General features: G+C 45.4%; 22 protein-coding genes. 9 read left to right on the top strand and 13 right to left on the bottom strand.

The features are described 5' to 3' along the window. Window positions 1-7 precede the first annotated feature (7 nt). The 5 genes from ACYVNW_RS08785 (at window position 8) to hemJ (ending at window position 3,901) form a co-directional block, all read left to right on the top strand. Window positions 8-880: a sensor histidine kinase gene (locus ACYVNW_RS08785; RefSeq protein WP_460681006.1), complete on the top strand. Its 873-nt coding sequence runs from the start codon at window positions 8-10 to the stop codon at window positions 878-880. Between the two features lie 21 nt (window positions 881-901). After that, entirely contained in the window at window positions 902-1,606 is a 705-nt protein-coding gene (locus ACYVNW_RS08780) for a response regulator transcription factor (protein ID WP_460679479.1), read from the top strand. Further along, window positions 1,606-2,136: a hypothetical protein gene (locus ACYVNW_RS08775; RefSeq protein ID WP_460679478.1), complete on the top strand. Its 531-nt coding sequence runs from the start codon at window positions 1,606-1,608 to the stop codon at window positions 2,134-2,136. Before ACYVNW_RS08780 ends, ACYVNW_RS08775 begins: the two co-directional genes overlap by 1 nt. 25 nt (window positions 2,137-2,161) lie before the next feature. After that, window positions 2,162-3,187, top strand: a complete 1,026-nt coding sequence (gene hemE / locus ACYVNW_RS08770; protein WP_460679477.1) for a uroporphyrinogen decarboxylase — start codon at window positions 2,162-2,164, stop codon at window positions 3,185-3,187. A gap of 180 nt (window positions 3,188-3,367) precedes the next feature. Then, a complete protein-coding gene (hemJ, locus tag ACYVNW_RS08765; RefSeq protein WP_460679476.1) occupies window positions 3,368-3,901 on the top strand; it encodes a protoporphyrinogen oxidase HemJ in 534 nt (177 codons plus the stop codon). 161 nt (window positions 3,902-4,062) lie between these two features. On the opposite strand, the gene ACYVNW_RS08760 is transcribed toward hemJ, so the two are convergent. Next, window positions 4,063-5,337, bottom strand: a complete 1,275-nt coding sequence (locus ACYVNW_RS08760) for a metal-dependent hydrolase family protein (RefSeq protein ID WP_460679475.1) — start codon at window positions 5,335-5,337, stop codon at window positions 4,063-4,065. A gap of 120 nt (window positions 5,338-5,457) precedes the next feature. Here ACYVNW_RS08760 and ACYVNW_RS08755 point away from each other — a divergent pair, with 120 nt between their 5' ends. The 4 genes from ACYVNW_RS08755 to ACYVNW_RS08740 all read left to right on the top strand — a co-directional run bounded on the left by ACYVNW_RS08755 (window position 5,458) and on the right by ACYVNW_RS08740 (window position 8,824). After that, the gene (locus ACYVNW_RS08755; protein WP_460679474.1) at window positions 5,458-6,027 is read left to right on the top strand and encodes an RNA polymerase sigma factor; all 570 of its coding nucleotides are present in this window, start codon (window positions 5,458-5,460) and stop codon (window positions 6,025-6,027) included. After that, window positions 5,996-6,817, top strand: a complete 822-nt coding sequence (locus tag ACYVNW_RS08750) for a hypothetical protein (protein ID WP_460679473.1) — start codon at window positions 5,996-5,998, stop codon at window positions 6,815-6,817. Before ACYVNW_RS08755 ends, ACYVNW_RS08750 begins: the two co-directional genes overlap by 32 nt. 31 nt (window positions 6,818-6,848) lie before the next feature. Next, window positions 6,849-7,682: a porin family protein gene (locus ACYVNW_RS08745; RefSeq protein ID WP_460679472.1), complete on the top strand. Its 834-nt coding sequence runs from the start codon at window positions 6,849-6,851 to the stop codon at window positions 7,680-7,682. Between the two features lie 140 nt (window positions 7,683-7,822). Continuing rightward, a complete protein-coding gene (locus ACYVNW_RS08740; RefSeq protein ID WP_460679471.1) occupies window positions 7,823-8,824 on the top strand; it encodes an ABC transporter ATP-binding protein in 1,002 nt (333 codons plus the stop codon). A gap of 149 nt (window positions 8,825-8,973) precedes the next feature. Here the strand turns inward: ACYVNW_RS08740 and ACYVNW_RS08735 are convergent, their stop codons facing one another. The 12 genes from ACYVNW_RS08735 to ilvD form a co-directional block, all read right to left on the bottom strand. After that, complete coding sequence (locus ACYVNW_RS08735; protein WP_460679470.1) at window positions 8,974-9,669, bottom strand: TMEM175 family protein; 696 nt, start codon at window positions 9,667-9,669, stop codon at window positions 8,974-8,976. Between the two features lie 260 nt (window positions 9,670-9,929). Then, window positions 9,930-11,186 (bottom strand): threonine ammonia-lyase IlvA, encoded by a 1,257-nt coding sequence (gene ilvA, locus ACYVNW_RS08730; RefSeq protein ID WP_460679469.1) that lies wholly within the window; start codon window positions 11,184-11,186, stop codon window positions 9,930-9,932. Between the two features lie 5 nt (window positions 11,187-11,191). Continuing rightward, window positions 11,192-12,355, bottom strand: coding sequence for a 2-isopropylmalate synthase (locus tag ACYVNW_RS08725; protein WP_460679468.1), 1,164 nt, complete (start codon window positions 12,353-12,355; stop codon window positions 11,192-11,194). A 144-nt stretch (window positions 12,356-12,499) separates the two neighbouring features. Then, window positions 12,500-13,258 (bottom strand): methyltransferase domain-containing protein, encoded by a 759-nt coding sequence (locus tag ACYVNW_RS08720; protein WP_460679467.1) that lies wholly within the window; start codon window positions 13,256-13,258, stop codon window positions 12,500-12,502. Window positions 13,259-13,357: 99 nt separating this feature from the next. Then, the gene (gene leuB / locus ACYVNW_RS08715) at window positions 13,358-14,437 is read right to left on the bottom strand and encodes a 3-isopropylmalate dehydrogenase (RefSeq protein ID WP_460679466.1); all 1,080 of its coding nucleotides are present in this window, start codon (window positions 14,435-14,437) and stop codon (window positions 13,358-13,360) included. 114 nt (window positions 14,438-14,551) lie between these two features. Beyond that, a complete protein-coding gene (leuD, locus tag ACYVNW_RS08710) occupies window positions 14,552-15,142 on the bottom strand; it encodes a 3-isopropylmalate dehydratase small subunit (RefSeq protein ID WP_460679465.1) in 591 nt (196 codons plus the stop codon). A 1-nt stretch (window position 15,143) separates the two neighbouring features. Continuing rightward, the gene (locus ACYVNW_RS08705) at window positions 15,144-15,584 is read right to left on the bottom strand and encodes a GxxExxY protein (protein WP_460679464.1); all 441 of its coding nucleotides are present in this window, start codon (window positions 15,582-15,584) and stop codon (window positions 15,144-15,146) included. Between the two features lie 35 nt (window positions 15,585-15,619). Then, window positions 15,620-17,041: a 3-isopropylmalate dehydratase large subunit gene (leuC, locus tag ACYVNW_RS08700; protein WP_460679463.1), complete on the bottom strand. Its 1,422-nt coding sequence runs from the start codon at window positions 17,039-17,041 to the stop codon at window positions 15,620-15,622. 119 nt (window positions 17,042-17,160) lie between these two features. Next, the gene (gene ilvC / locus ACYVNW_RS08695) at window positions 17,161-18,219 is read right to left on the bottom strand and encodes a ketol-acid reductoisomerase (protein ID WP_460679462.1); all 1,059 of its coding nucleotides are present in this window, start codon (window positions 18,217-18,219) and stop codon (window positions 17,161-17,163) included. A 116-nt stretch (window positions 18,220-18,335) separates the two neighbouring features. Then, complete coding sequence (ilvN, locus tag ACYVNW_RS08690) at window positions 18,336-18,944, bottom strand: acetolactate synthase small subunit (RefSeq protein ID WP_460679461.1); 609 nt, start codon at window positions 18,942-18,944, stop codon at window positions 18,336-18,338. 37 nt (window positions 18,945-18,981) lie between these two features. Then, window positions 18,982-20,727 carry a biosynthetic-type acetolactate synthase large subunit gene (ilvB, locus tag ACYVNW_RS08685; protein WP_460679460.1) on the bottom strand — a complete coding sequence of 582 codons (1,746 nt, stop codon included), beginning with the start codon at window positions 20,725-20,727 and terminating at the stop codon, window positions 18,982-18,984. 101 nt (window positions 20,728-20,828) lie between these two features. Further along, window positions 20,829-22,535 (bottom strand): dihydroxy-acid dehydratase, encoded by a 1,707-nt coding sequence (gene ilvD / locus ACYVNW_RS08680; RefSeq protein ID WP_460679459.1) that lies wholly within the window; start codon window positions 22,533-22,535, stop codon window positions 20,829-20,831. Window positions 22,536-22,752: the final 217 nt, after the last annotated feature.

Genomic DNA, 22,752 nt, shown 5'->3' with positions numbered 1-22,752 from the left:
TGTTATGATGAAGCGTCCGTTCGTCATCTTTTATGCCCTGATGATCTACTCTATAGCCGAGTTGCTATGGTGGGGGTATATGCTCGTGACACTGCAACCTGCCCGAACAGGAATGATATTGGGCGAAGGCCTGATGTTCATTACTGTTATATTAGTAGGTGCATATCAGTTTCACCGGGCTATCAATAAAGAACGTACGCTGCATGCGCAAAAGAAGAACTTTTTGCTTTCAGTAACACATGAATTGAAATCGCCGCTGGCTTCTATCAAATTGTATCTGGAAACCATACAGAAGCGCACTACACTCACCAGGGAGCAAACGCATGATTTTATTGGCAAATGTTTACTGGATGTAGACCGCCTGAATGATATGGTGGAAAATATGTTGCTGGCCTCTAAAATAGAAAACCATTCGTATAATTTCCCTAAGCAGGAATTTAACCTATCGGTACTGGTAGATGGTATTGTAAACCGTTTGCAAATCAATAAATGTGACTTGCAGCAGCAACTCATCAATGCCGAGATTGAGCCTAAAATTCAAATTACCGGCGATAAGTTTGCGCTCACTTCGGTCATCACTAACCTGATTGAGAATGCGGTAAAATATTCCAAGCCTTGCGAAACCGTTGAAGTAAAATTATACAGTAAGAACAACAAAATCTGTTTCCAGGTGGCCGACCACGGCATTGGTATAGCCGATGAAGAAAAAAGCCGTATTTTCGAGAGGTTTTACCGTGTAGGGAGTGAAGAAACCCGTAACACAAAAGGCACAGGTTTAGGTTTATACATTGTAAAACAGGTGCTTGATAAGCACCAGGCTTCTATACAGGTGAGAGATAATGAGCCTACCGGAAGTGTTTTTGAAGTTGTTTTTTCTTAAAACTGAGATATGAGTTCAACTATGCCTAACAAAAAACGAATATTATTGGCCGAAGACGAGGAACACTTGCTGGAAGCCATCAAACTAAACCTCGAGCTGGAAGGCTACAAGGTATCAACTGCCAACAATGGTAAAAAAGCGCTGAATATTTTTAAAGAAGAGCGCTTTAATCTGGTGATTCTGGATGTGATGATGCCAGAAGTTGACGGCTTTGTAGTAGCCGAAACCATCCGCCTCGAAAATTCTGAGGTGCCCATTATGTTCCTCACCGCCAAAAACACCAACGAGGATAAAATTGCCGGTTTGAAAAAAGGCGCTGATGATTACCTGACCAAACCCTTCAACCTGGAAGAACTAATTTTACGGGTAAACAACCTGGTGAAACGCGGTTTAAAAGGCGATGACCTGAAAGAGTTTAATAGCTATAAAATAGGCGAGAAAACCATTCATTTCAATTCTTTTGAATTGGTAAATGAAGACGGTTCTATCACTCCTTTAACCAAAAAGGAAACCATGCTGTTAAAACTGCTGATTGAGCGCCGCAACGAGGCGGTATCGCGCGAGCAGATTTTAGAAACGGTATGGAATTATGATGTTTATCCATCAACCCGTACCATTGACAATTTTATATTAACCTTCCGCAAATATTTTGAGCCAGACCCTAAAAATCCGGTTTATTTCCATTCCATCCGCGGCGTAGGTTATAAATTTACTGATCAGCATTAATGTTCACTATCAAAGCCCGCCTTGTTATAGGCGGGATATTAATTTTATTGGCATTTGTGTTTTATCATTACCAAACCTATCAACTGGTAGGGGTAGTTCTATTACTGCTGGTAGCATTGGTGGTTGAATATTTTCGCCAGGGTACATTAGTACTGGCCGCCAAGCAATTTCATTTAAAAAATTATCAGCAGGCTGAGGCTTTGCTCCATGAAATTAAAAAGCCTGAATGGCTGAGTAAAAAGCGCCGCGGGGTTTATGAATATATGATGGGTGGCATCAGCATGCATAAACCCGATTTTGAAAGTGCCGAATACCATTACGAGCAGGCGGCCCAATATCCGCTGCGTACCATGAATGACCATATTGCGGCACTGGTGGCTGTGGCGAACATTAGTTTGCGCAATGGCAAGCCCGAAAAAACGGCGGCTTATCTGCAACTGGCCAACCAGCACCAGGATAAGCAAACTGCTAAAATGAAAGCCGTGATTGCTGAAGTTCAGCAAAATTTGAAACGCTATAAACCTGAATAAGGCAGGGATTGCCTTAAGTATTGATATGAAAGATTCGTTATTTATTAAAGCTGCATTTGCACAGCCGCACGAGCGCCCACCGGTATGGATGATGCGCCAGGCCGGCCGTTTTATGAAAGAGTACTGGGACATTAAAAATAAGCACTCTTTTTTAGAAATGTGCAAAACACCTGAGCTGGCAGCCGATGTAACCATGCTGCCGGTTGATTTGCTGGATATAGATGCCGCCATTCTGTTCTCAGATATATTGGTAACTGCAGAGGCCATGGGCGGTGATTTAAGCTTTACCCAGGGCGTAGGTCCGCGCTTTGCCAACCCGGTACGCAGCAAGGCCGATATTGACCGCCTGGATACCGAAGTGGTACACAAACTACAGTATGTAGCCGATGCCATTAAAGTAGTACAGCAACGCCTGAACGGAAAAATTCCGTTAATCGGTTTTGCCGGTGCGCCGTTTACGGTAATGAGTTACCTGGTAGAGGGTGGTTCATCAAAAGATTTCAAACTCACCAAACTGCTGCTGCACAACGAGCCAGAACTGGCGCATGCATTGCTTGCTAAAATTGCAAAAGTAACTGCCGGTTACCTGAACCTGCAAATTGAAGCCGGTGTAAATGCCGTGCAGATTTTTGACAGCTGGGCCATGGCTTTAGCATGGGATGACTACAAAGAGTTTTCGCACCGTTATATTACCGAAATTATCAGTAACCTGAACCGTCAGGATATTCCGGTGATTTCCTTCTGTAAAGGCAGTTCGGTATTTGCACCATTAATGGCTGAAGCCAAGCCGGATGTAGTTTCTATCGACTGGAATGTAGATTTATTGGACATCAAGAAACGCTTACCGGCTAACGTAGCTGTACAGGGTAACTTAGATCCGCATATTTTATATGCCGATAAAAAAGTAATTAAAGACCGCATTTACCGCCTCTTTGAGCGCATGCGCGGCGAGGAAGGCTTTATCTTTAACCTGGGCCACGGCATTATGCCCGACATTCCGTTTGATAATGTGAAGTATGCCGTTGAGGTTATTAAGGAGTTCAAATATTAAGAGCCCCGCCCCCTAACCCCCTTAAGGGGGAACAGAAGGTAAATGGGGTAGTGTCAAACATCAAATGATGAATGTCGAATGACGAAGGTGTTAAGCTCAATTGCTTATCTTTCGTAGTTCGACATTCATTGTTTAATATTATAAATTATAAAAGTTCCCCCTTCAGGGGGCGGAGGGGGTATGTACTTATACATTAAATCCATACATATCATTTTTGTAGTGTGCTGGATGGCCGGCCTGTTTTATATTGTGCGGTTGTTTATTTACCATACTGAAGCGCAGGAAAAGCCGGAGCCCGATCGTGGCATCTTGTCTGCCCAGTTTGAGGTAATGGAGCGCAAGCTGATGAATATCATCACCACGCCTGCTATGCTGCTTACTGTTCTGGCAGGCATAGGTATGACCATCATTAATCCATACTGGCTGCACCAGGGCTGGCTACAGGTAAAATTAGGATTTGTGGCCGGTTTAATAGTGTATCATTTCATATGCCAAAAGAAAATGCAGCAAATGCGTAAGGGCATTTATACCTGGACTTCCACCCAAATGCGCATTTGGAACGAAGTAGCTACTATCTTTTTATTCGCCATCGTCTTTTTAGCAGTGCTCAAAAATGCTGTAGACTGGATTTATGGCTTACTGGGATTAGTCGCCTTTGCTATGATCATTATGTCGGCCGTAAAGATTTATAAATACTACAGACTAAGGAAATAATACAAGTTTATTAGTAAATAATAAATGTTCTTGTCATTTCGACCGCAGGGAGAAATCTTCTTCATGCAATAAGTCTGCTGTAGAGAGGCTTGATGAAGAAGATTTCTCCCTGCGGTCGAAAGGACAAATTATAGTGATGACACAATCACTTGCTTTTTTTATTACTGTTTATAAATTACCCCATCCTTCATTACAAAAGCCACCTGTTTTACCGCTTTTATATCTTCTGCCGGATTACCGCTTACCGCCACCAAATCAGCCAGGTAACCGGCTTTGATGTTACCTAAATCTTTCAGGCCAAACACTGTTGCGTTAACTGAGGTAGCGGAGCGTAGCACATCAATGGGTTTCATGCCATATTCAGCCATCAATAACATCTCAAGGGCATTGTTGCCATGGGTAAATACGCCTACATCGCCGCCCATGCAAATGGTAACGCCGGCTTTCAGGGCTTCGGTAAACATTTTATGCTTTTGCTTAATGCCTTCAGTTTCAGGGTCGATGCCTTTTTTCCAACCGCGGTAGCTGGCGATGGATTCTGTGGCGGCAAGGGTAGGGCACAAGGCTACGCCTTTTTCTTTCATCAATTTAAATATCTCGGGCGTGCCGCCATCGCCATGCTCAATGGTGCGCACACCGGCGGCAATGGCCCGGCGCATGCCTTCTTCGGTTCCTGAATGTACTACCGCATAACGGCCGCTGCTACCGGCTATTTGTACAGCCAGTTTCAATTCATCTACGGTAAAGGTAGGGGCAGCAGTGTTGTTAGAGCCCCAGCGGTAATCGGCATATAGTTTAACTACATCGGCACCGTAACCAATTTGTGAGCGTACGGCTTTGCTCAAAGCATCCACGCCGTCGGCTTCTTCGGCGCCTTTGGGTATACCGTCTTCCGTAGTTTCATTAAATCCTTTGGGGCCGTAACTGCCGGTAGCAACAATGGCACGGGTAGCTACCAACAAACGCGGACCAGGAATGACGCCTTTACTAATGGCCTGCTTTAAACCCACGTCATCGTACATGGCGCCTTCAGTACCTAAATCACGTGCGGTAGTAAAACCGGCCATCAGCGTTGCCCTGGCATGATTCACAGCCCGGGCAGTACGCTCGGCACGGCTTTCTATCAGCACCTGGTCATTCCAGCTGGTTTCGTTGTATGGATGTAAAAAAAGATGCGAATGGCCTTCAATCATGCCCGGCATCAGGGTTTGTCCTTTTAGCTCAATCACCTTTACATCTGCAGGCGCTTTTATGGTGGCAGGTTCGCCAACAGCTTCAATGTGGTTGTTATTCACCAGCACCCACCAGCCGGTATGTACATTATGGCCATCAAAAACGCAGTCGGGTTTAAGTAAACTATAATGTGAGGCAACAGATTGGGCATAGGCAGCAGAAAGCAGTAGCCAGAAAATACAGAACAGGGCAAGTCTTCTCATGGTGTATAAAGATAAAAATACCTTAACATCAGCCTCAAAAATTATATTTATAAAGTTTTTTAAAAATATTTGTAACCCCTTGCAACCATTCTTCCAAAAGCTTCATCTTCCTTATATCACATGTTTTTAAGAAAGACCTTTACCACTGAAGAGCTGATACAGCGATGCCAAACGGGCGACCGTAAAGCACAGGAAATGCTGTATAAACAATTTGCATCAAAAATGCTGGGTGTATGCCTGCGCTATGCCACCGATAAAATGGAGGCTGAGGATATGATGCAAAACGGCTTTGTAAAGGTTTTTCAAAAAATGGGTGATTACCGGGGCGAAGGTTCTTTTGAAGGATGGATCAGGCGGATTATGGTGCACAGCTCTATTGAGTATTACCGCAAGCACCACAAAATGATGCAGGTGGTAGATATTACCGAGAGTGGCTATGATGAAGGCGTAAGTGCAGCAGCACCGGCCAACCTGAGTGCCAAAGATTTAATGAACCTGATACAGCAGCTTTCGCCGGGGTACCGGATGGTGTTTAACATGTATGCCATTGAGGGCTACTCGCACAAAGAGATAGCCGAAACCATGGGCATTACTGAAGGCGCCTCCAAATCGCAGCTGTCAAGAGCCCGCGGTATTTTGAAACAAAAAATTGAAGAAATTGAAAAAACGTCATATGGATATGCACGATAAAGATTTTGACCAGCTGTTCCGCTCAAAATTAGAGCACATGGAAGCAGAGCCATCGGCCAATGCCTGGCAAAATATAGCCCGGCAACTGGATGGCCCGGCCGCTAAAAAAAGCATCGTACCTTACCTGCGCATTGCCGCTACTATAGTTGTGGTATTAACCGCCGGTACCTGGTTGATGCTGAAGGGAACCAAAACTAATGACCAGGCGGTTGATTCTATCAAAGTAGCTGCAAGAAATCTGCCTAAGTCAACTGTGCTTGAGGAAGTAAAAAGAAGTGACGAGGCGCAGATGCAAAGCAGTAATCCTGTCACCGAGGCTGCTCAAACACCGGCAACGGTGGAGCCGGTAAATCATATGGCCGCCGTTCATCGCCAGCAACAGACGGTTAATGAGCCGGCAGCAAAACAGCAGCTGGTTGTTAAACCGGAGACTGTTCTGCCCACAGAAAACCAGCCGGTTTTAGCATCGGTTACGCAGCCTACCCAACCGGAAGTTACTCACGCCGTAGTGCCTGATGTAATTTTAGCCGCCCAACCAACGCCAAAAGAAGAAACTGTGTTTCAAACTACCGCTAACCAGTCTGCTAATACAAGCTTGGCTTCAAATATAGCTACCAAACCTAAAACAAAGCGCCATGGTATACGTAGTTTGGGCGATGTAGTGAACCTGGTAGTCTCTAAAGTAGATAAACGCGATGATAAGCTGATAGAGTTTACCGATACTGATGATGACGAAGCTGTAGTTACCGGAGTTAACTTGGGCCTGTTCAGAGTAAAAAAAGACAAATAATTATTCAATCTATATAATACACTTACATACAATGAAACGCTTATTACTTACCGCCATACTATGCGCGGCTGCCACCGGTGTGTTTGCACAAAGCACCGCTACCGATACTTCGAGACGGGTTACTGATACCGTGAAAATTAAAACTGATACTGTAAGCCATGCCAAGCGCAAGGTATACCGCTTCAGAATGGGTAATGGCATTACCAGCGCTCCTGATAGCAGCAAAACCGTAGACAAAGCACCCGGCTTCTCTTGGGGATTAACTTTCTCCCGGTTCGATTTGGGTTTGGCTACCCTGTTGGATAATGGCAGCTTTAAGTTATCGCCGCAAAACAACTTTTTACGCTACCGCTCATGGAAAACGCTTAATGTAGGCTTTGATGTACTACAGGCCGGTTACCGCTTTAGTCCGGCGTTTAAAGTTTACCTGTCCGCCGGTTTCGACTGGACACTGATCCGCCTGCGCGAAAACATTACCATACTGGAAGATCAGCCGGTGTTAACTTATCGCCAGGATAATATCATTTATAGCAAAAACCGCTTCTCTTCCAGCTATCTGCGTATTCCGCTGGCTTTTGATTTCCGCACCCGTGGCGATGAGAATGGTAAATACGTACACTTTGTAGCAGGCCCTGATATCGGCATCTTGTTAAATGGCCGCGTTAAACAAAAGAGCGATGAAAACGGCAAGCAGAAGTTTAACGACGATTACCACTTTGCCAAACTGAGATACGGCGTAACCGCCCGCGTAGGCTATGGCAGCATGGGTTTATTTGCCAAATACTATTTCAACGACATGTTCCAAGATAGCCCGGCCCAGGAAGGCCTGAAAAATTTGTCAGTAGGTTTGATGTTTGGATTTTAAGAGCTTATCGACAAAAGATTAATAGACAAAGGACAAAAGATGAGGAGTTACTATTCCTGTCTTTTGTCTTTTTTCATTAATCAAAAAGCTGCCTTGACTCTTGATTCTATCTTCCTAATCCTTTCCTTATCTTTACCGCAATGGCACAAGTACCTTTTTTGCGGGCAGAGGCAATCAGTAAACAATACCCGGGGCAACTGGCGTCGGGCATACAGAAAACTAACTTAACCATTGAGCCGGGTAAAATTACGGCCATCATTGGTGAAAGTGGCAGCGGGAAAAGTACTTTACTGAAACTGTTGTATGGCTTGCTCTCGCCCGATGAAGGCAAAGTATATTTTAAAGGTGAACGCATTTGGGGACCAGAAGAAAAACTGATACCCGGCCATGATGCCATGAAAATGGTAACCCAGCATACTGATGACCTCAACCTGTATGCCAGGGTGTGGGATAACGTGGCTTCGCTGTTGCCCAACACCAATTTGAAAGCCAAGAAGGAAAAGTCGGAGCAGGTATTACAGCAACTGAATATGCTGCACCTGGCCGAGAAAAAAATTGCCGAATTGAGTGGCGGCGAAAAGCAAAGGGTAGCCATAGCACGTGCTTTGGTGACACGCCCCGAGGTGTTATTATTAGATGAGCCTTTTAATCAGGTAGATACTTCGTTCCGTGAAGGTTTGCAGCAGGACATCCGCGCCATTGTGCAACAAACGGCTATAACGGTAATTATGGTATCGCATGATCCGGCTGAGGTGCTCTCTATGGCCGATAGGTTGGTTGTACTGCGCAACGGCCGTATTATTGAAACCGGTGAACCACAGGCCCTGTACCGCAAACCGATACAACTATATACGGCCCGTCTGCTTAGCAACTGTAATATTTTAAGTGCAGAGGAAGCGACCAGTATCGGCCTTAAGCCTGAAAAGCAACAGGTGGCTGTTTACCCAGAGTGCATTGAAATCATACACAGCTTTACTGCCAAAAAATGGAAGGTGAGTAGGGTACTGTTCAAAGGTTTTTATGAGCAATTGGGCATTGAACATGAGAGTGGCCTCAGCCTGCGCTTACTTAATTACACCTTAGGCAAATACAAAGAAGGGGATACTTTTAACATCAAAATTAAGCAGCATCTGGACTTTTGATCGTTTTTTCATAAACTTTTGAATTGCATTGTATGTTATGCTGAACTTGTTTTAGCAGCTCTCAGGACAAGCAATGCGATAAGGCGACCTCAAACTTAGCATGTGAGATGCTGAAACAAGTTCAGCGTGACAATCCCTATTTAAGCTAATTACAAGCACTCAGGCGGTAAGCTCTTCAATTGCGATTTATACTTTTGACGAACGAATTTAACTACAAAGCCAAATCCTGCCATCCATAAAAAGGCCAATGGCTTGTTTTCGGTTGAAAGCATGATGTAACTTACAGCTGTTAGTGTAAAGGCTATAATTAAGCCGGCTAATATTAATCGGCCAATTTTCAGCATAATCAATTGTTTATCTATGGGGCGCTGGTTGCGTAATTGAGGGCGTTGTACAATTACATAATACTGCAATGCATATTGTGCCGCCATGCACAGTATAATCACAACGGCATAAACAACAAAGGGAAAAATAGTCTCGGTAGGGGTAGTGACCACCGATGCACTAAAAGGAAACAGGCCGATTAAAAACAGTAGGATCAGGTTGCGAACCACCAAGCCGGTATCATAATCTTTCAAAAAGCCGAACAACTTTAAGTGCCGGTACCAGGTGCTGCCAATAAAACCGAAACTTACCCCATAGGCCACAAATACAGAAAACAAATGCTTAATCACATGGTGCCATTCTTCGGCTGTCCGCTTGTGTTCTGATTCAGGGATGCGCAGCTCAATCGCCATCAGGGTAATGACAATGGCGAACACCGCATCGCTGAACAAAATCATGCGCTCAAGCTGCAACTCATTTTTAATGTCTTTCTCTATCTCTTCTATGCTGTGATCACTCATGGTTAAAGGTTTACAGCTGAAAAATAGCAAATAATATAGATTGATTTAAATGTGGAGGAAATTTAAGTTGCTGTTATTCAAAATTTAACGAGAGCTCACACCACCACGTCATTGCGAGGTACGAAGCAATCTCTTTGCATCATTTAGTAATTAGGCGTGTAGAGATTGCTTTGTACCTCGCAATGACGTTGGTGGAAAGTAGCTTGATAAAAAAAATATCCTGTTGCCGAAATAACAACAGGAAAAAGGATGGTAAATAACTATACCAGATACTCAAACAGCGTAGCATTCTCGTTTACCTCAATTACATCAAAGCGATAGTCATCCATGCGCTGGCGCAGGGGGGCGTAATCTTCGGCGTTGCGCAGCTCGATGCCAACTAAAGCAGGACCACGTTCACGTTCTGTTTTTTTGATAAACTCGAAGCGGGTAATATCATCGCCAGGGCCTAATACTTCACTTACAAACAATTTCAGGGCACCCGGCCGTTGCGGGAAGCGAACAATAAAGTAATGCTTTAGTCCTTCGTATAGTAATGAGCGTTCTTTAATTTCCTGCATGCGGTCAATGTCATTATTGCCGCCGCTAATGATGCAGACTACTTTTTTACCTTCCAGCTGCTCTTTGCATAAATCGAGTGCCGCTACTGACAACGCCCCTGCAGGCTCTACTACTATGGCATCTTCGTTGTAAAGCTTTAAAATGGTTGAGCAAACTTTGCCTTCGGGTACCAGCAGCATGTCATCCAGTACACCTGCACATACCTGATAAGTAAGCTGCCCTACACGCTTCACAGCTGCGCCATCTACAAAGCGGTTAATAGCCGCCAGGGTAGTGGGCTGATGTGCTTCCAAGGCCTCAGTCATGGACGGGGCACCTTCTGGTTCTACGCCAATCAGCGTAACGTCTGGTTTTTGTTGCTTCAGATAAGTACCGGTGCCGCCAGCTAAGCCGCCGCCACCAATGGGCATAATTACTACATCCACATCGCCCTCCATATCCTGCATAATTTCCATGCCTACCGTGCCTTGCCCTTCCATAATGCGGTAATCATCAAAAGGGGGGATGAAGGTCATGCCGTGCTGCTCGGTGTAAGCTAAAGCTTCCCGTAGGCAATCATCAAAAGTGTCGCCCACCAAAATAACCTCTATGTTGCCGTTACCAAACATTTTGGTTTGCTTCACTTTTTGGTTAGGTGTAATTTCGGGCATAAAGATGACACCTTTAATGTCTATCTTCTTACACGAAAAAGCCACGCCCTGTGCGTGGTTACCGGCGCTGGCACATACCACACCTTTACTCAGTTGTTCTGGCGTAAGCTGGCTGATCATGTTATAAGCACCGCGCAGTTTGTAAGAGCGTACCACCTGCAAATCTTCACGCTTAAGGTATAACTCGCACTTGTATTTGTCAGACAGGCCGGCATTGTATTCAAGCGGCGTATGGCGCACTATACCTTTCAGCCGCTGTTGGGCGGCTTCAAAATCAAATGTATGCAGCGTGGTTTCAGTTTCCATAAGTACTATTTTACCATGCGGTAAGCCACCAGGCTTAACAGGTCGTCATCGTTGATGTTCAGTTTACTATCGGCTAATAATAAAAAGCGCTTGTAAGTTTCGTCCAGCTCAGGCTTATCCAATTGATGGCCCAGGCGATCTAAGTGAAATTTAAGCGCATGGCGGCCACTGCGGGCGGTAAGTACAATGCTGGCACTTGGTATGCCTACATCTTCAGGCTTTATAATTTCGTAATTCTCACGGTTTTTCAAGAAGCCATCCTGATGAATGCCTGAACTGTGAGCAAAAGCATTGCTACCCACAATAGCCTTGTTGGGCTGCACCGGCATACGCATTTGGGTGCTTACCATGCGGCTCAGTTCGTAGATTGATTTGGTGTGAATGTTGGTATGCAGGCCCAGTTGCTGATGCGTTTTCAAAATCATCACCACCTCCTCAATAGAGGTATTGCCTGCACGTTCTCCAATACCGTTAATCGTACCTTCTACCTGGCGGGCACCGTTTTGCAAACCGGCAATGGAGTTGGCGGTGGCTAAACCTAAATCATTATGGCAGTGCACCGAAATAATAGCTTGGTCAATATTTTTAACATTCTCCTTAAGGAAACGGATTTTGCTGCCATAGGTATCAGGCAAGCAATAGCCGTTGGTATCGGGTATGTTGACCACCGTAGCGCCGGCAGCAATCACGGCCTCTACCATTTTGGCTAAAAACTCAATATCAGCCCGGCCGGCATCTTCGGCATAGAACTCCACATCTTCTACAAACTTTTTGGCGTATTTAACCGCCTCCACACCGCGCGATAAAATTTCTTCGCGGGTGCTGTTAAATTTATATTTGATGTGCATGTCTGATGCACCGATACCCGTATGAATGCGCGGGCGTTTGGCATATTGCAATGCTTCGGCGGCGGCATCAATATCTCCCTTGTGTGCACGCGTAAGTGCACATACGGTTGGGTATTTTACCGCTTTTGAAATTTCAACCACACTCTGAAAGTCACCCGGGCTTGATACCGGGAAACCTGCTTCAATAATATCCACACCCAGCGCTTCCAGCTCGCGGGCAATCTCTATTTTTTCCGGGGTTGTCAGCTGGCAGCCGGGTACCTGTTCACCATCGCGCAGGGTGGTGTCAAATACGTAAACGCGGTTAGGGTCGTGTAACATAGTTGTTTAGATTTGAGATATGAGATTTTAGATGTGAGATACGCTTAGGTAACTTTTATCCTCAATCTCTTATCTGGTGTTTAAATCAATTGTTTTATTAATTAACGATGTGAAAAGCTCTCATATCTCACATCTAAAATCTCATTACTCTTTTACTGCTATAAATCTTAATCTCTTATAATCGGCATACCACTGGCCGTCATTACTGCGATAGTTTTCTTCCAGGCTATCGGTAATTTCTTCCAGCATTTCGTACTTTTCACGTTCCGGAATGCCTGCAAAGTAGTTGGCACCAAACATGGTGAGCCATTTGGAAACGCCTCTGCGCCCTTCTTGTAATTGGGTAAGACGGTCATACAAAACAGCAAATGTTACTGTAAAGCCATGTTGCTCCAGCCGGTGGGTATATTCGCCCAAGGATGGAAAATAAAAGTTTTGTACCCGGGCCTGCTGTTGGTATCCATGACGGCTTAATACGGCTTTAGTTGTGGTCAGCAATTGGTGTACATTGCCTTTGCCACCCATCTCGGCTACAAATCGACCACCTGGTTTCAGGCTGTGATAGACTTCGTGCAACAAGTCATCCTGGTTTAAAATCCAGTGCAGGGTAGCGTTAGAAAAGATGGCATCAAAAGGCTCGTTAAAATGTAAACTGGTGGCATCGCCTACGGCAAAGCAGGTTTCCGGAAAGTTTTCCTTTGCCATTTTAATCATGGATGGCGAGGCATCCAAGCCAATTACCTCGGCGCCCAGGCTCTGAATTTGCTGCGTTAGATGACCGGTACCGCAACCCAGGTCTAGTATGGTTTCGCCTGGCTTTACCTCCAGTTGTTCCAATAAGCTTTCGCCGTATTGGAATACAAAGGCGTGATTGTGGTCATATAATTCGGCATTCCAGTTCATGATTTTATTATTTTGATTGCACTGATTCTTCGAGGATTACACCGATTGAGGTGTTTATTTTATTTGTTAACTATTCTGTTAATTCTTTAATTCTGAAAATTATGATTCAGACAAATACGCTAACACTTTTTGCCCCATGGCTTTGGTGCCTAATATTTTGCCCATATCGGTTTGGGCATCGGCAATATCGCCGGTGCGGTAGCCCTCTTTCAAGGTTTTATCAATAGCATCGGTAATGCGTTTGGCTTCACCTTTTAAACCGAAGCTGATGTCTAACATCAATGCTACCGATAAGATAGAGGCCAGCGGATTAGCTTTATCCTGCCCGGCAATATCATGCGCCGAACCGTGGATCGGCTCAAAAAAGCCGGTGCCATCGCCAATAGATGCCGAAGCCAGCATACCCATAGAGCCGGCAATCTGTGAGGCCTCGTCGGTTAAAATATCACCGAACAGGTTGGCGGTTAATACCACATCAAACTTTTTCGGGTTTTTTACCAGCTGCATAGCGGCATTATCAATAAACATGTGCTCAGTTTCTACATCAGGATATTGTTTAGCCAGTTCCTGTACTACCTCGCGCCACAGGCGGGAGGCTTCCAGTACATTGGCCTTATCTACCGAACAGAGCTTTTTGCCACGTGTGCGGGCAGCTTCAAATGCTTTTTTGGCAATGCGTTCTACCTCGTAGCGGTGGTATATCATTAAATCCGATGCCGTATTACGGTCTTCGCTACGCTGCTTTTCGCCAAAGTAAACGTCGCCGGTCAGTTCCCTGAAAAACAGGATATCCGTACCCCGCAGCACTTCAGGTTTCAGGCTCGAGGCATCCAGTAGTTCATCAAATAGCATGATGGGGCGCAGGTTGGCATACAAACCCAGCTCTTTGCGAATTTTTAGTAACCCCTGTTCAGGACGTACTTTGGCCGACGGGTCATTGTCATACTTGGCATGACCAACCGCACCGAATAATATCGCATCACTGGTTCTGGCCTTTTCCAGCGTCTCATCAGGCAAAGGGTTGCCGGTGGCTTCAATGGCTACATGGCCCATCAGCGCCTCATCAAATGTAAATTCATGGCCGTAAGCCTGGCCAATTTGTTCCAGTACCGCTTTCCCCCAAGTGGTAACTTCTGGGCCGATACCGTCACCGGGTATAACTAATATTTTCTTATCCATATGCCCCTAACCCCCAAAGGGGGAATTGAGATTTTAATCCGTTTATTTTTTTACAACACAATTGAACACAAGCTCATCCACTCCTATTCCCCTTTATGGGGATAGGGGGCGAGTTTATCTTTTTGCTTCAAATTCTTCTACCAGTTCTTTATTGCTCAGGATATAATCAATATCATCGTACCCATTGGTCAGGCAAGCTTTTTTGTATGGGTTAATTTCAAAACTTTCCTGCTCGCCGGTGGCTGTAATTTTGATGAACTGGTTTTCGAGGTCAATTTCCACCTCAGCATGTGCATCGGCAAACACTGCATCAAAAATCTTTTTCAAAAATTCATCGCTTACCTGTACTGGCAGCAAACCATTATTTAAAGCGTTACCCTTAAATATATCGGCAAAAAAGCTGCTCACTACCGCGTCAAAACCATAATCAGAAATAGCCCAGGCAGCATGCTCGCGGCTGCTGCCACAGCCAAAGTTTTTCCCTGCCACCAATATCTTACCCGAATAGGTAGGCTGGTTCAGTACAAAATCGGGCTTAGGCTGATCATTGCCGTCAAAGCGCCAGTCACGAAACAGGTTATTGCCAAAACCCTCGCGGGTAGTGGCTTTTAAGAACCGGGCCGGGATGATTTGGTCGGTGTCAATGTTCTCAATGGGCAGCGGCACTACCGGAGACTGTATGTGTTTAAATATTTTAGTTGCCATTTTAACCGGAATTTTTAGGATTTAATGAATTTTTAGAATTCATTAAGTGCGGGTTAATCTTCTTGTTAATTAATCTTTTGAACTGGAGGCTACCACTGCCAAAATTGATAAGCAGTCCTGTGCGAATTTGATAAGCTTCTAAATAGTTGATGGCTTGTGCCAGATGTAAATGATCTAATTGTGAAATAGCTTTCAACTCAACCATCACTTCATTATTCACAAAAAAGTCAACTCTTCTGATTCCAACTAATTGTTCTCTGTAATAAATTGGCATTTCCATCTCACGCTTGAAATCTAAGTTTGACAGTGTCAATTCAATTTCGAGCGCTCGCTGATATATCACCTCTTGAAAGCCGCTGCCTAAAGTCGAGTGAACACGCATTGCGCAACCGATTATCTGGCTAGTGCAATCATCAAATTCAAGTGCGGTTCTCTTTTCCATTGCTTATTTCATTTGCAATTCAATTCTGGAAATCCTTACAATTCCATCAATTCCGGTTCAGACAATAACTCTCGTATATCCACAATCTTGCCTGTAATTGCCGCGGCCGCTGCAGTCAACGGGCTGGCTAAAAACGTTCTGGAATTAGGCCCTTGCCGGCCTTCAAAGTTCCGGTTGGAGGTAGATACACAGTATTTGCCGGCCGGTATTTTATCTTCGTTCATACCCAGGCATGCGCTGCAGCCGGGCTCGCGCAGCGGAAAACCGGCGGCTTCAAATACTTTGTCCAAACCTTCGGCAATAGCCTGCAGTTGAACCTGCTTGGAGCCGGGCACTACCCATACCGTTACATTGTCGGCTTTTTGCTTACCTTTTACAAAGGCAGCTACTTCGCGCAAATCCTCAATGCGGGAGTTGGTACAACTGCCAATAAATACATAATCAATCGGCTTGCCTAACAACTGCTCGTCATCGTGCAGGCCCATATAATTCAAGGCCTTTTGATAAGATTCCTGCTCTTTGAAATCAAAGGATTGAGTTTCGGGTACATGCTGTGTAACGCCGATACCCATGCCCGGATTGGTGCCATAGGTAATCATCGGCTCAATGTCGGCCGCATCAAAATACAATTCTTCATCGAACACCGCATCGGCATCAGAGTACAGCGTTTGCCAGTAGGCTACGGCTTTATCCCAGTCTTCGCCTTTGGGGGCAAACTCGCGGCCTTTTACGTAGTTGATGGTGGTTTCATCTGGAGCGATCAAGCCGCCACGGGCACCCATTTCAATGCTCATATTACAGATGGTCATGCGGCCCTCCATACTCAATGAGCGGATGGTATCACCAGCGTATTCCACAAAGTAACCGGTGCCACCGGCGGCCGATATTTTGGAGATGATGTACAGGATAATATCCTTAGCACCAACACCTTTTTGCAAAGTTCCGTTCACCTCAATTTTCATGCGCTTAGGGCGCGATTGCAGCAGACACTGTGTTGCCAATACCTGCTCCACTTGCGAGGTGCCAATACCAAAAGCAATAGCGCCGAAAGCACCATGCGTGGAGGTATGGCTATCGCCGCATACATAGGTACAGCCCGGGCGGGTAATACCCAGTTCGGGGCCAATCACGTGTACAATGCCTTGGTACTGATGGCCTAAGCCAAATAGTTCAATGCCAAATTCAGCGCAGTTTTTTGTCAGCATATCTACTTGGTAGCGTGATAGCTCCTCTTTAATTGGCAAATGCTGATCCCAGGTAGGTACGTTATGGTCGGCCGTGGCTACGGTTTGTTGCGGACGGAATACCGGTAAACCACGCTGCCGCAAACCATCAAAGGCCTGCGGACTGGTTACCTCATGAATAAAGTGGGTGTCGATATATAAAATGTCCGGGAATCCCTCTTTACTGCTCACCACATGCGCATCCCAAACTTTGTCGAATAATGTTTTTCCCATGTACCCCTCCCAAGCCCTCCCCTGAAGGGGAAGGGCTTTTGGATTTAATGTTTATTATGAATTTTAAATCTATTGTTTTTCAATTTTCCGTTCCCCTTCAGGGGAGTATGGGGCCGAAGTTATGCTTCTACCGCCTGATTTTCCGGGCGTAAGCTTCTCACGGTTTTGCCAGCCTGCCACAGTTCGCTTTCGCGGAGCTCTTGTAATTCGGCATTCAGCTTCTCGCGATAGTCTGGCTGACTGTTAGAATCAATGGAGCGTTGTGATTCTTTACCGGTAGCTACGCTTTCGTACAGTTCTTCGAATACCGGTTTTGTAGCATCACGGAACTTTTTCCACCAATCCAGCGCGCCGCGTTGTGCAGTGGTAGAACAGTTGGCGTACATCCAGTCCATGCCGTTCTCGGCTACCAAAGGCATCAATGATTGGGTTAATTCTTCTACCGTTTCATTAAAGGCTTCAGATGGGGTATGGCCTTTGCTGCGTAATACTTCATATTGTGCAGCAAAAATGCCTTGAATGCAGCCCATCAGCGTGCCACGCTCGCCGGTTAAATCGCTGTATACTTCTTTTTTGAAATCGGTTTCGAACAGGTAACCGCTGCCTACGGCGATGCCTAATGCTACCACACGTTCTTTGGCTCTGCCGGTTGCATCCTGGAAGATGGCATAGCTTGAATTTAAGCCACGGCCTTGTAAGAACATACGGCGCAATGACGTACCCGAGCCTTTAGGCGCTACCAGAAATACATCTACACCTGCCGGCGGAATGATGCCGGTTTGCTCATTAAAGGTAATGCCGAAGCCATGAGAGAAATACAGGGCTTTGCCCGGTGTTAAATGTTTTTGTACAGTTGGCCACAATTCAATCTGGGCAGCATCGCTTAAAAGGTAGCAAATAATGGTTCCGCGTTCCAAAGCTTCTTCAATCTCGAACAGGGTTTCGCCGGGTACAAAGCCATCGCTTACGGCTTTATCCCAGGTTTTAGAGTTTTTGCGCTGACCCACAATTACGTTAATGCCATTGTCTTTTTGGTTAAGCGCTTGGCCGGGGCCTTGTACGCCATAGCCAATAACGGCTACGGTTTCATTTTTTAAAACTTCCTGTGCTTTTGAAAGCGGGAATTCTTCGCGGGTTACTACATTTTCTTCAGTACCGCCAAAATTTAATGTTGCCATTGTATTTGCTTCTTTTGATTACGCCGATGATTTTTTGATTTCACCGATGCGGGTTATTTTATTATTCTGTGATTAATTACTATTCATTTCTGTTCTCCCTGCAGGGAACAGGGGGCTTACATGGTAAATACCTTTTGTCCCTGGTTCAAGTACCGGTTCTCGTTTACTTCTTCGCCTGGATCTTCCAGTTCAAATTCGCGTAGTTTGGCGTTAAAGCCTTCGCTGTCTTTTATGATAGCTACACGGGCACTGCGTACAAACTCAATTAGTCCGTAAGGCTGTAATACCTTAATCAGGTTATCGGTTTCCTCGCGCTGACCGGTGGTTTCAAACACGATATAATCTTTACGGATGACTACCGCACGGGCACCGTTTTCGCGTAGTAAGCGTTCTACACTGGCTTTTTCAGCAATTATATCAGTAGGCACTTTGTACAGAGCCAGTTCCTGCCATATTACATCGGCATTGGTATGGTAGTATACTTTCAATACTTCTACCTGCTTTTCAATTTGCCGGGCTACCTTGCGTACCACATCTTCGGTTTCGGTAATCACAATATTGAAGCGGTAAATGCTTTCAATTTCTGAAGGCGAAGTATTCAGGCTATCAATATTGATTTTACGGCGGGTAAAAATAATGGCAATCCGGTTTAATAAACCAATCTGGTTTTCGGTATAAACCGTGATGTTATATTCCTGCCGTGCCTCTGTATGTTGATTTTCCATTACGTTTTGCTGTTGATTATTTCTATAGCGCCGGTCTTTACTTTAATCTGATTTCGCTTACGCTGCAACCTTGCGGCACCATCGGGAATACGTTGTTTTCCTTGGTCACCATTACTTCGAGCAAGTAAGAGCCCTGGTAATTCAGCATGGTTGATAATGCGGTTTGCAAATCAGTACGCTCGCTGATGCACTGGCCGGCAATGCCATAACCTTTGGCTACCTGTACAAAATCCGGACTTTGAATATCTACAAATGAATAGCGGCGCTCGTTGAACAATTCTTGCCATTGGCGTACCATGCCTAAAAAGCGGTTGTTCAAAATCAGAATTTTTACGTCTACGCCACTTTGCATAATGGTGCCCAATTCCTGTATGGTCATCTGGAAGCCGCCATCACCAATTACGGCTACCACGGTACGGTCCTGCGCACCGAATTTAGCGCCAATGGCTGCCGGCAATGAAAAGCCCATAGTGCCTAAGCCTCCGCTGGTAATATTACTGCGGCTTTGGTTAAATTTAGCGTAGCGGCAAGCCACCATCTGATGCTGACCCACATCGGTTACCACAATGGCATCGCCATTGGTAAGTTGGTTGAGCTGGTCAATCACTTCACCCATAGTTAACTCTCCGCTTTGCGGATGGAGTTCTGGGTTGATGACTGCTTCATCTTCTTTGCGGCCATACTCACGGAAGGTATTCAGCCATTCAATATGTTGCTTTTGTTCAATAGCTTGGGTAAGTAGGGGCAAGGTTTCTTTGCAGTCGCCCCAAACAGCTACGGTAGTTTTTACATTTTTGTCAATCTCAGATGGGTCAATATCGAGGTGTATTACTTTGGCCTGTTTGGCATATTTATCTAACCGACCGGTTACGCGGTCGTCGAAACGCATACCAATGGCGATCAGTACATCACACTCGTTGGTGAGTACGTTAGGGCCATAGTTACCATGCATACCTAACATGCCTACATTTTGCGGGTGTTCAGTAGGGAGGGCATCAACGCCTAATATCGTCCAGGCGGCAGGAATACCTGATTTTTCCACAAAAGATTTAAATTCCTGTTCGGCTTTGCCTAACAGCACGCCCTGACCCCAAATAATGAAGGGCTTTTTAGCTTGGTTGATTAGTTCGGCTGCCTGCTCAATATACTTGGTGCGAACTACCGGTTTTGGGCGGTAGCTGCGGATATGGGTGCAAGGTGTGTAGCCTTTATAGTCGAATTTCTGTATCTGTGCGTTTTTAGTAATATCAATGAGCACCGGGCCTGGGCGGCCACTGCGGGCGATGTAAAAAGCTTTAGCCAATACTTCCGGAATTTCGCAGGCATCTGTTACCTGGTAATTCCATTTGGTAACCGGTGTAGTGATGTTGATGACATCCGTTTCCTGAAAAGCATCGGTACCCAGCAAGTGGGCAAACACCTGGCCAGTAATGCAAACCAACGGGGTACTGTCAATCTGGGCATCGGCCAAACCGGTAACCAAATTGGTAGCGCCAGGGCCACTGGTGGCAAACACTACACCTACCTTACCCGATGAACGCGCATAACCCTGACCTGCATGAATGCCGCCCTGCTCATGGCGAACCAGGATGTGGTTCAACTGATCGCGATAATCAAACAAGGCATCATAGATAGGCATAATTGCCCCGCCCGGGTAACCGAAAATGGTATCGGTACCTTCGGCTAACAAGGCTTCCAATACTGCTGCCGAACCTGAAATCTGTACGGCTGTTTCCTGCTGCGATGCTTCCGGTGCAATTAGTGTATCCTGTGTTGCTTCCATATGGCCCCCTAACTCCCTAAAGGGAGAATTTTAGTTTTATATATAGTTGATTCCGTTTCTTTTTTGTCCAATCTTACTCCCCCTTTAGAGGGTGAAGAAATTTATTCATCCGTTACGCAACCTTCTGCTGCGGTAGTTACTTGTTTGGCGTATTTGTATAATAAGCCTTTAGTTGCTTTCAATGCTGGTTTTACCCAACCTGCACGGCGGGCCGCTATTTCCTCTTCGCTTACCATCAAATTCATGGTGCGGGCAATGGCATCAATTTCAATGCGGTCTTCATCTTTAACTAAAGCAATCAAGCCGCCATCAAACGCTTCGGGCGTAATGTGCCCCACTACGAAGCCATGTGTACCACCGGAGAAACGGCCATCGGTAATTAACGCTACCGAACTACCCAAACCTGCACCAAAAATAGCCGAAGTAGGCTTCAGCATTTCTGGCATACCGGGCGCACCTTTAGGGCCTACCTGGCGGATCACCACCACATCACCAGACCTAACGCGGCCGCTGGTAATACCGGCAATGAGTTCCTGCTCGCCGTCGAACACACGGGCAGGGCCTTCAAAGCGTTCACCTTCTTTGCCTGTAATTTTAGCTACGCTACCACCTTCGGCCAAATTGCCATACAATATCTGCAAGTGGCCGGTAGCTTTAATCGGGCGTTCTAAAGGCAATAAAACTTTTTGCTCATCAAAATTGATAGCGTCTATTTCAGCCAGGTTATCGGCCAATGTTTTACCGGTTACGGTTAAGCAGTTGCCGTGCAGTAAACCTTCGTTCAGCAAATATTTCATTACCGCAGGTACGCCACCTACTTTGTGCAGGTCTTCCATCATGTATTTTCCGCTCGGCTTCATATCGGCCAGTACAGGTACACGGTTGCTGATGGTTTGAAAATCATCTTGTGTTAGAGGTACGTTTACACTTTTAGCCATGGCTATTAAGTGCAACACCGCATTGGTGGAGCCGCCCAATACCATAATTACGGTAATGGCGTTTTCAAAAGCTTCGCGCGTCATAATATCACTTGGCTTAATGTCGCGTTCCAGCAATACTTTAATGGCTTTACCGGCGGCACGGCATTCGGCCTGCTTTTCTTCGCTCAAGGCGGGGTTAGAAGAGGAGTAAGGCAAACTCATGCCCAATGCCTCAATAGCGGCAGCCATAGTATTGGCGGTATAAATACCACCACAGGCACCGGCGCCAGGGCAGGCGTTTTTAATGATTTCTTTAAAATCGATATCATCCATCTGGCCGGCAATTTTTTTACCCAAGGCCTCAAAAGCAGATACAATATTCAGGTCTTCACCTTTGTAATGGCCGGGCTTAATGGTACCGCCATATACCATAATAGATGGACGGTTTAAGCGGCCCATAGCAATGAGTGAGCCAGGCATATTCTTGTCGCAGCCGGGCAGGGTAATTAAACCATCGTAATATTGGGCACCGCATACGGCTTCAATCGAGTCGGCTATCACATCGCGGCTTACCAATGAGTAGCGCATGCCATCGGTGCCGTTACTCATACCATCGCTTACGCCAATGGTGTTGAATATAAGGCCAACCAGTTCTTCGTCCCAAATGCTTTGTTTTACCACTTTGGCTAAATCGTTCAGGTGCATGTTGCAGGTGTTACCATCGTAACCCATGCTGGCTACGCCTACCTGCGCCTTTTGCATATCCGCATCCGAAAGGCCAATGCCATAAAGCATAGCCTGCGCAGCAGGTTGGGTAGGATCTTGGGTAAGTACTTTACTGTATTTGTTTAACTCAGAAGTTATGGTTTGCTCTTCGGTGCTGTTCATGCCGTATCTGTCTGTTTATACATCTCAGCCATTACTTACATTCAATTTTAAAAAAACATATCGAGTAAGGTGGCTAATTGATATTTGTAAGGTAGCTACCTCAATCTTATATAGCAATATGAGAAATATAAAATTTTAAACAAAATATAATTCTAAATTATTGCTCAATAATGTATTTTATAGGTTGTTTAAATTTGAATAATCGTAATTAAATTTT

The sequence above is a fragment of the Mucilaginibacter koreensis genome, from assembly GCF_054783355.1.
Note: the sequence above shows the minus strand (reverse complement) of the source record. Positions and strands in the feature narration are given on the sequence as shown.

What these genes read in the sequence shown, in the direction of transcription:
- ACYVNW_RS08785 (WP_460681006.1), top strand. Translation starts at nt 8, where the DNA reads ATGAAGCGTCCGTTCGTCATCTTTTATGCCCTGATGATCTACTCTATA.
- ACYVNW_RS08780 (WP_460679479.1), top strand. Translation starts at nt 902, where the DNA reads ATGCCTAACAAAAAACGAATATTATTGGCCGAAGACGAGGAACACTTG.
- ACYVNW_RS08775 (WP_460679478.1), top strand. Translation starts at nt 1,606, where the DNA reads ATGTTCACTATCAAAGCCCGCCTTGTTATAGGCGGGATATTAATTTTA.
- hemE (WP_460679477.1), top strand. Translation starts at nt 2,162, where the DNA reads ATGAAAGATTCGTTATTTATTAAAGCTGCATTTGCACAGCCGCACGAG.
- hemJ (WP_460679476.1), top strand. Translation starts at nt 3,368, where the DNA reads ATGTACTTATACATTAAATCCATACATATCATTTTTGTAGTGTGCTGG.
- ACYVNW_RS08760 (WP_460679475.1), bottom strand. Translation starts at nt 5,337, where the DNA reads ATGAGAAGACTTGCCCTGTTCTGTATTTTCTGGCTACTGCTTTCTGCT.
- ACYVNW_RS08755 (WP_460679474.1), top strand. Translation starts at nt 5,458, where the DNA reads ATGTTTTTAAGAAAGACCTTTACCACTGAAGAGCTGATACAGCGATGC.
- ACYVNW_RS08745 (WP_460679472.1), top strand. Translation starts at nt 6,849, where the DNA reads ATGAAACGCTTATTACTTACCGCCATACTATGCGCGGCTGCCACCGGT.
- ACYVNW_RS08740 (WP_460679471.1), top strand. Translation starts at nt 7,823, where the DNA reads ATGGCACAAGTACCTTTTTTGCGGGCAGAGGCAATCAGTAAACAATAC.
- ACYVNW_RS08735 (WP_460679470.1), bottom strand. Translation starts at nt 9,669, where the DNA reads ATGAGTGATCACAGCATAGAAGAGATAGAGAAAGACATTAAAAATGAG.
- ilvA (WP_460679469.1), bottom strand. Translation starts at nt 11,186, where the DNA reads ATGGAAACTGAAACCACGCTGCATACATTTGATTTTGAAGCCGCCCAA.
- ACYVNW_RS08725 (WP_460679468.1), bottom strand. Translation starts at nt 12,355, where the DNA reads ATGTTACACGACCCTAACCGCGTTTACGTATTTGACACCACCCTGCGC.
- ACYVNW_RS08720 (WP_460679467.1), bottom strand. Translation starts at nt 13,258, where the DNA reads ATGAACTGGAATGCCGAATTATATGACCACAATCACGCCTTTGTATTC.
- leuB (WP_460679466.1), bottom strand. Translation starts at nt 14,437, where the DNA reads ATGGATAAGAAAATATTAGTTATACCCGGTGACGGTATCGGCCCAGAA.
- leuD (WP_460679465.1), bottom strand. Translation starts at nt 15,142, where the DNA reads ATGGCAACTAAAATATTTAAACACATACAGTCTCCGGTAGTGCCGCTG.
- ACYVNW_RS08705 (WP_460679464.1), bottom strand. Translation starts at nt 15,584, where the DNA reads ATGGAAAAGAGAACCGCACTTGAATTTGATGATTGCACTAGCCAGATA.
- leuC (WP_460679463.1), bottom strand. Translation starts at nt 17,041, where the DNA reads ATGGGAAAAACATTATTCGACAAAGTTTGGGATGCGCATGTGGTGAGC.
- ilvC (WP_460679462.1), bottom strand. Translation starts at nt 18,219, where the DNA reads ATGGCAACATTAAATTTTGGCGGTACTGAAGAAAATGTAGTAACCCGC.
- ilvN (WP_460679461.1), bottom strand. Translation starts at nt 18,944, where the DNA reads ATGGAAAATCAACATACAGAGGCACGGCAGGAATATAACATCACGGTT.
- ilvB (WP_460679460.1), bottom strand. Translation starts at nt 20,727, where the DNA reads ATGGAAGCAACACAGGATACACTAATTGCACCGGAAGCATCGCAGCAG.
- ilvD (WP_460679459.1), bottom strand. Translation starts at nt 22,535, where the DNA reads ATGAACAGCACCGAAGAGCAAACCATAACTTCTGAGTTAAACAAATAC.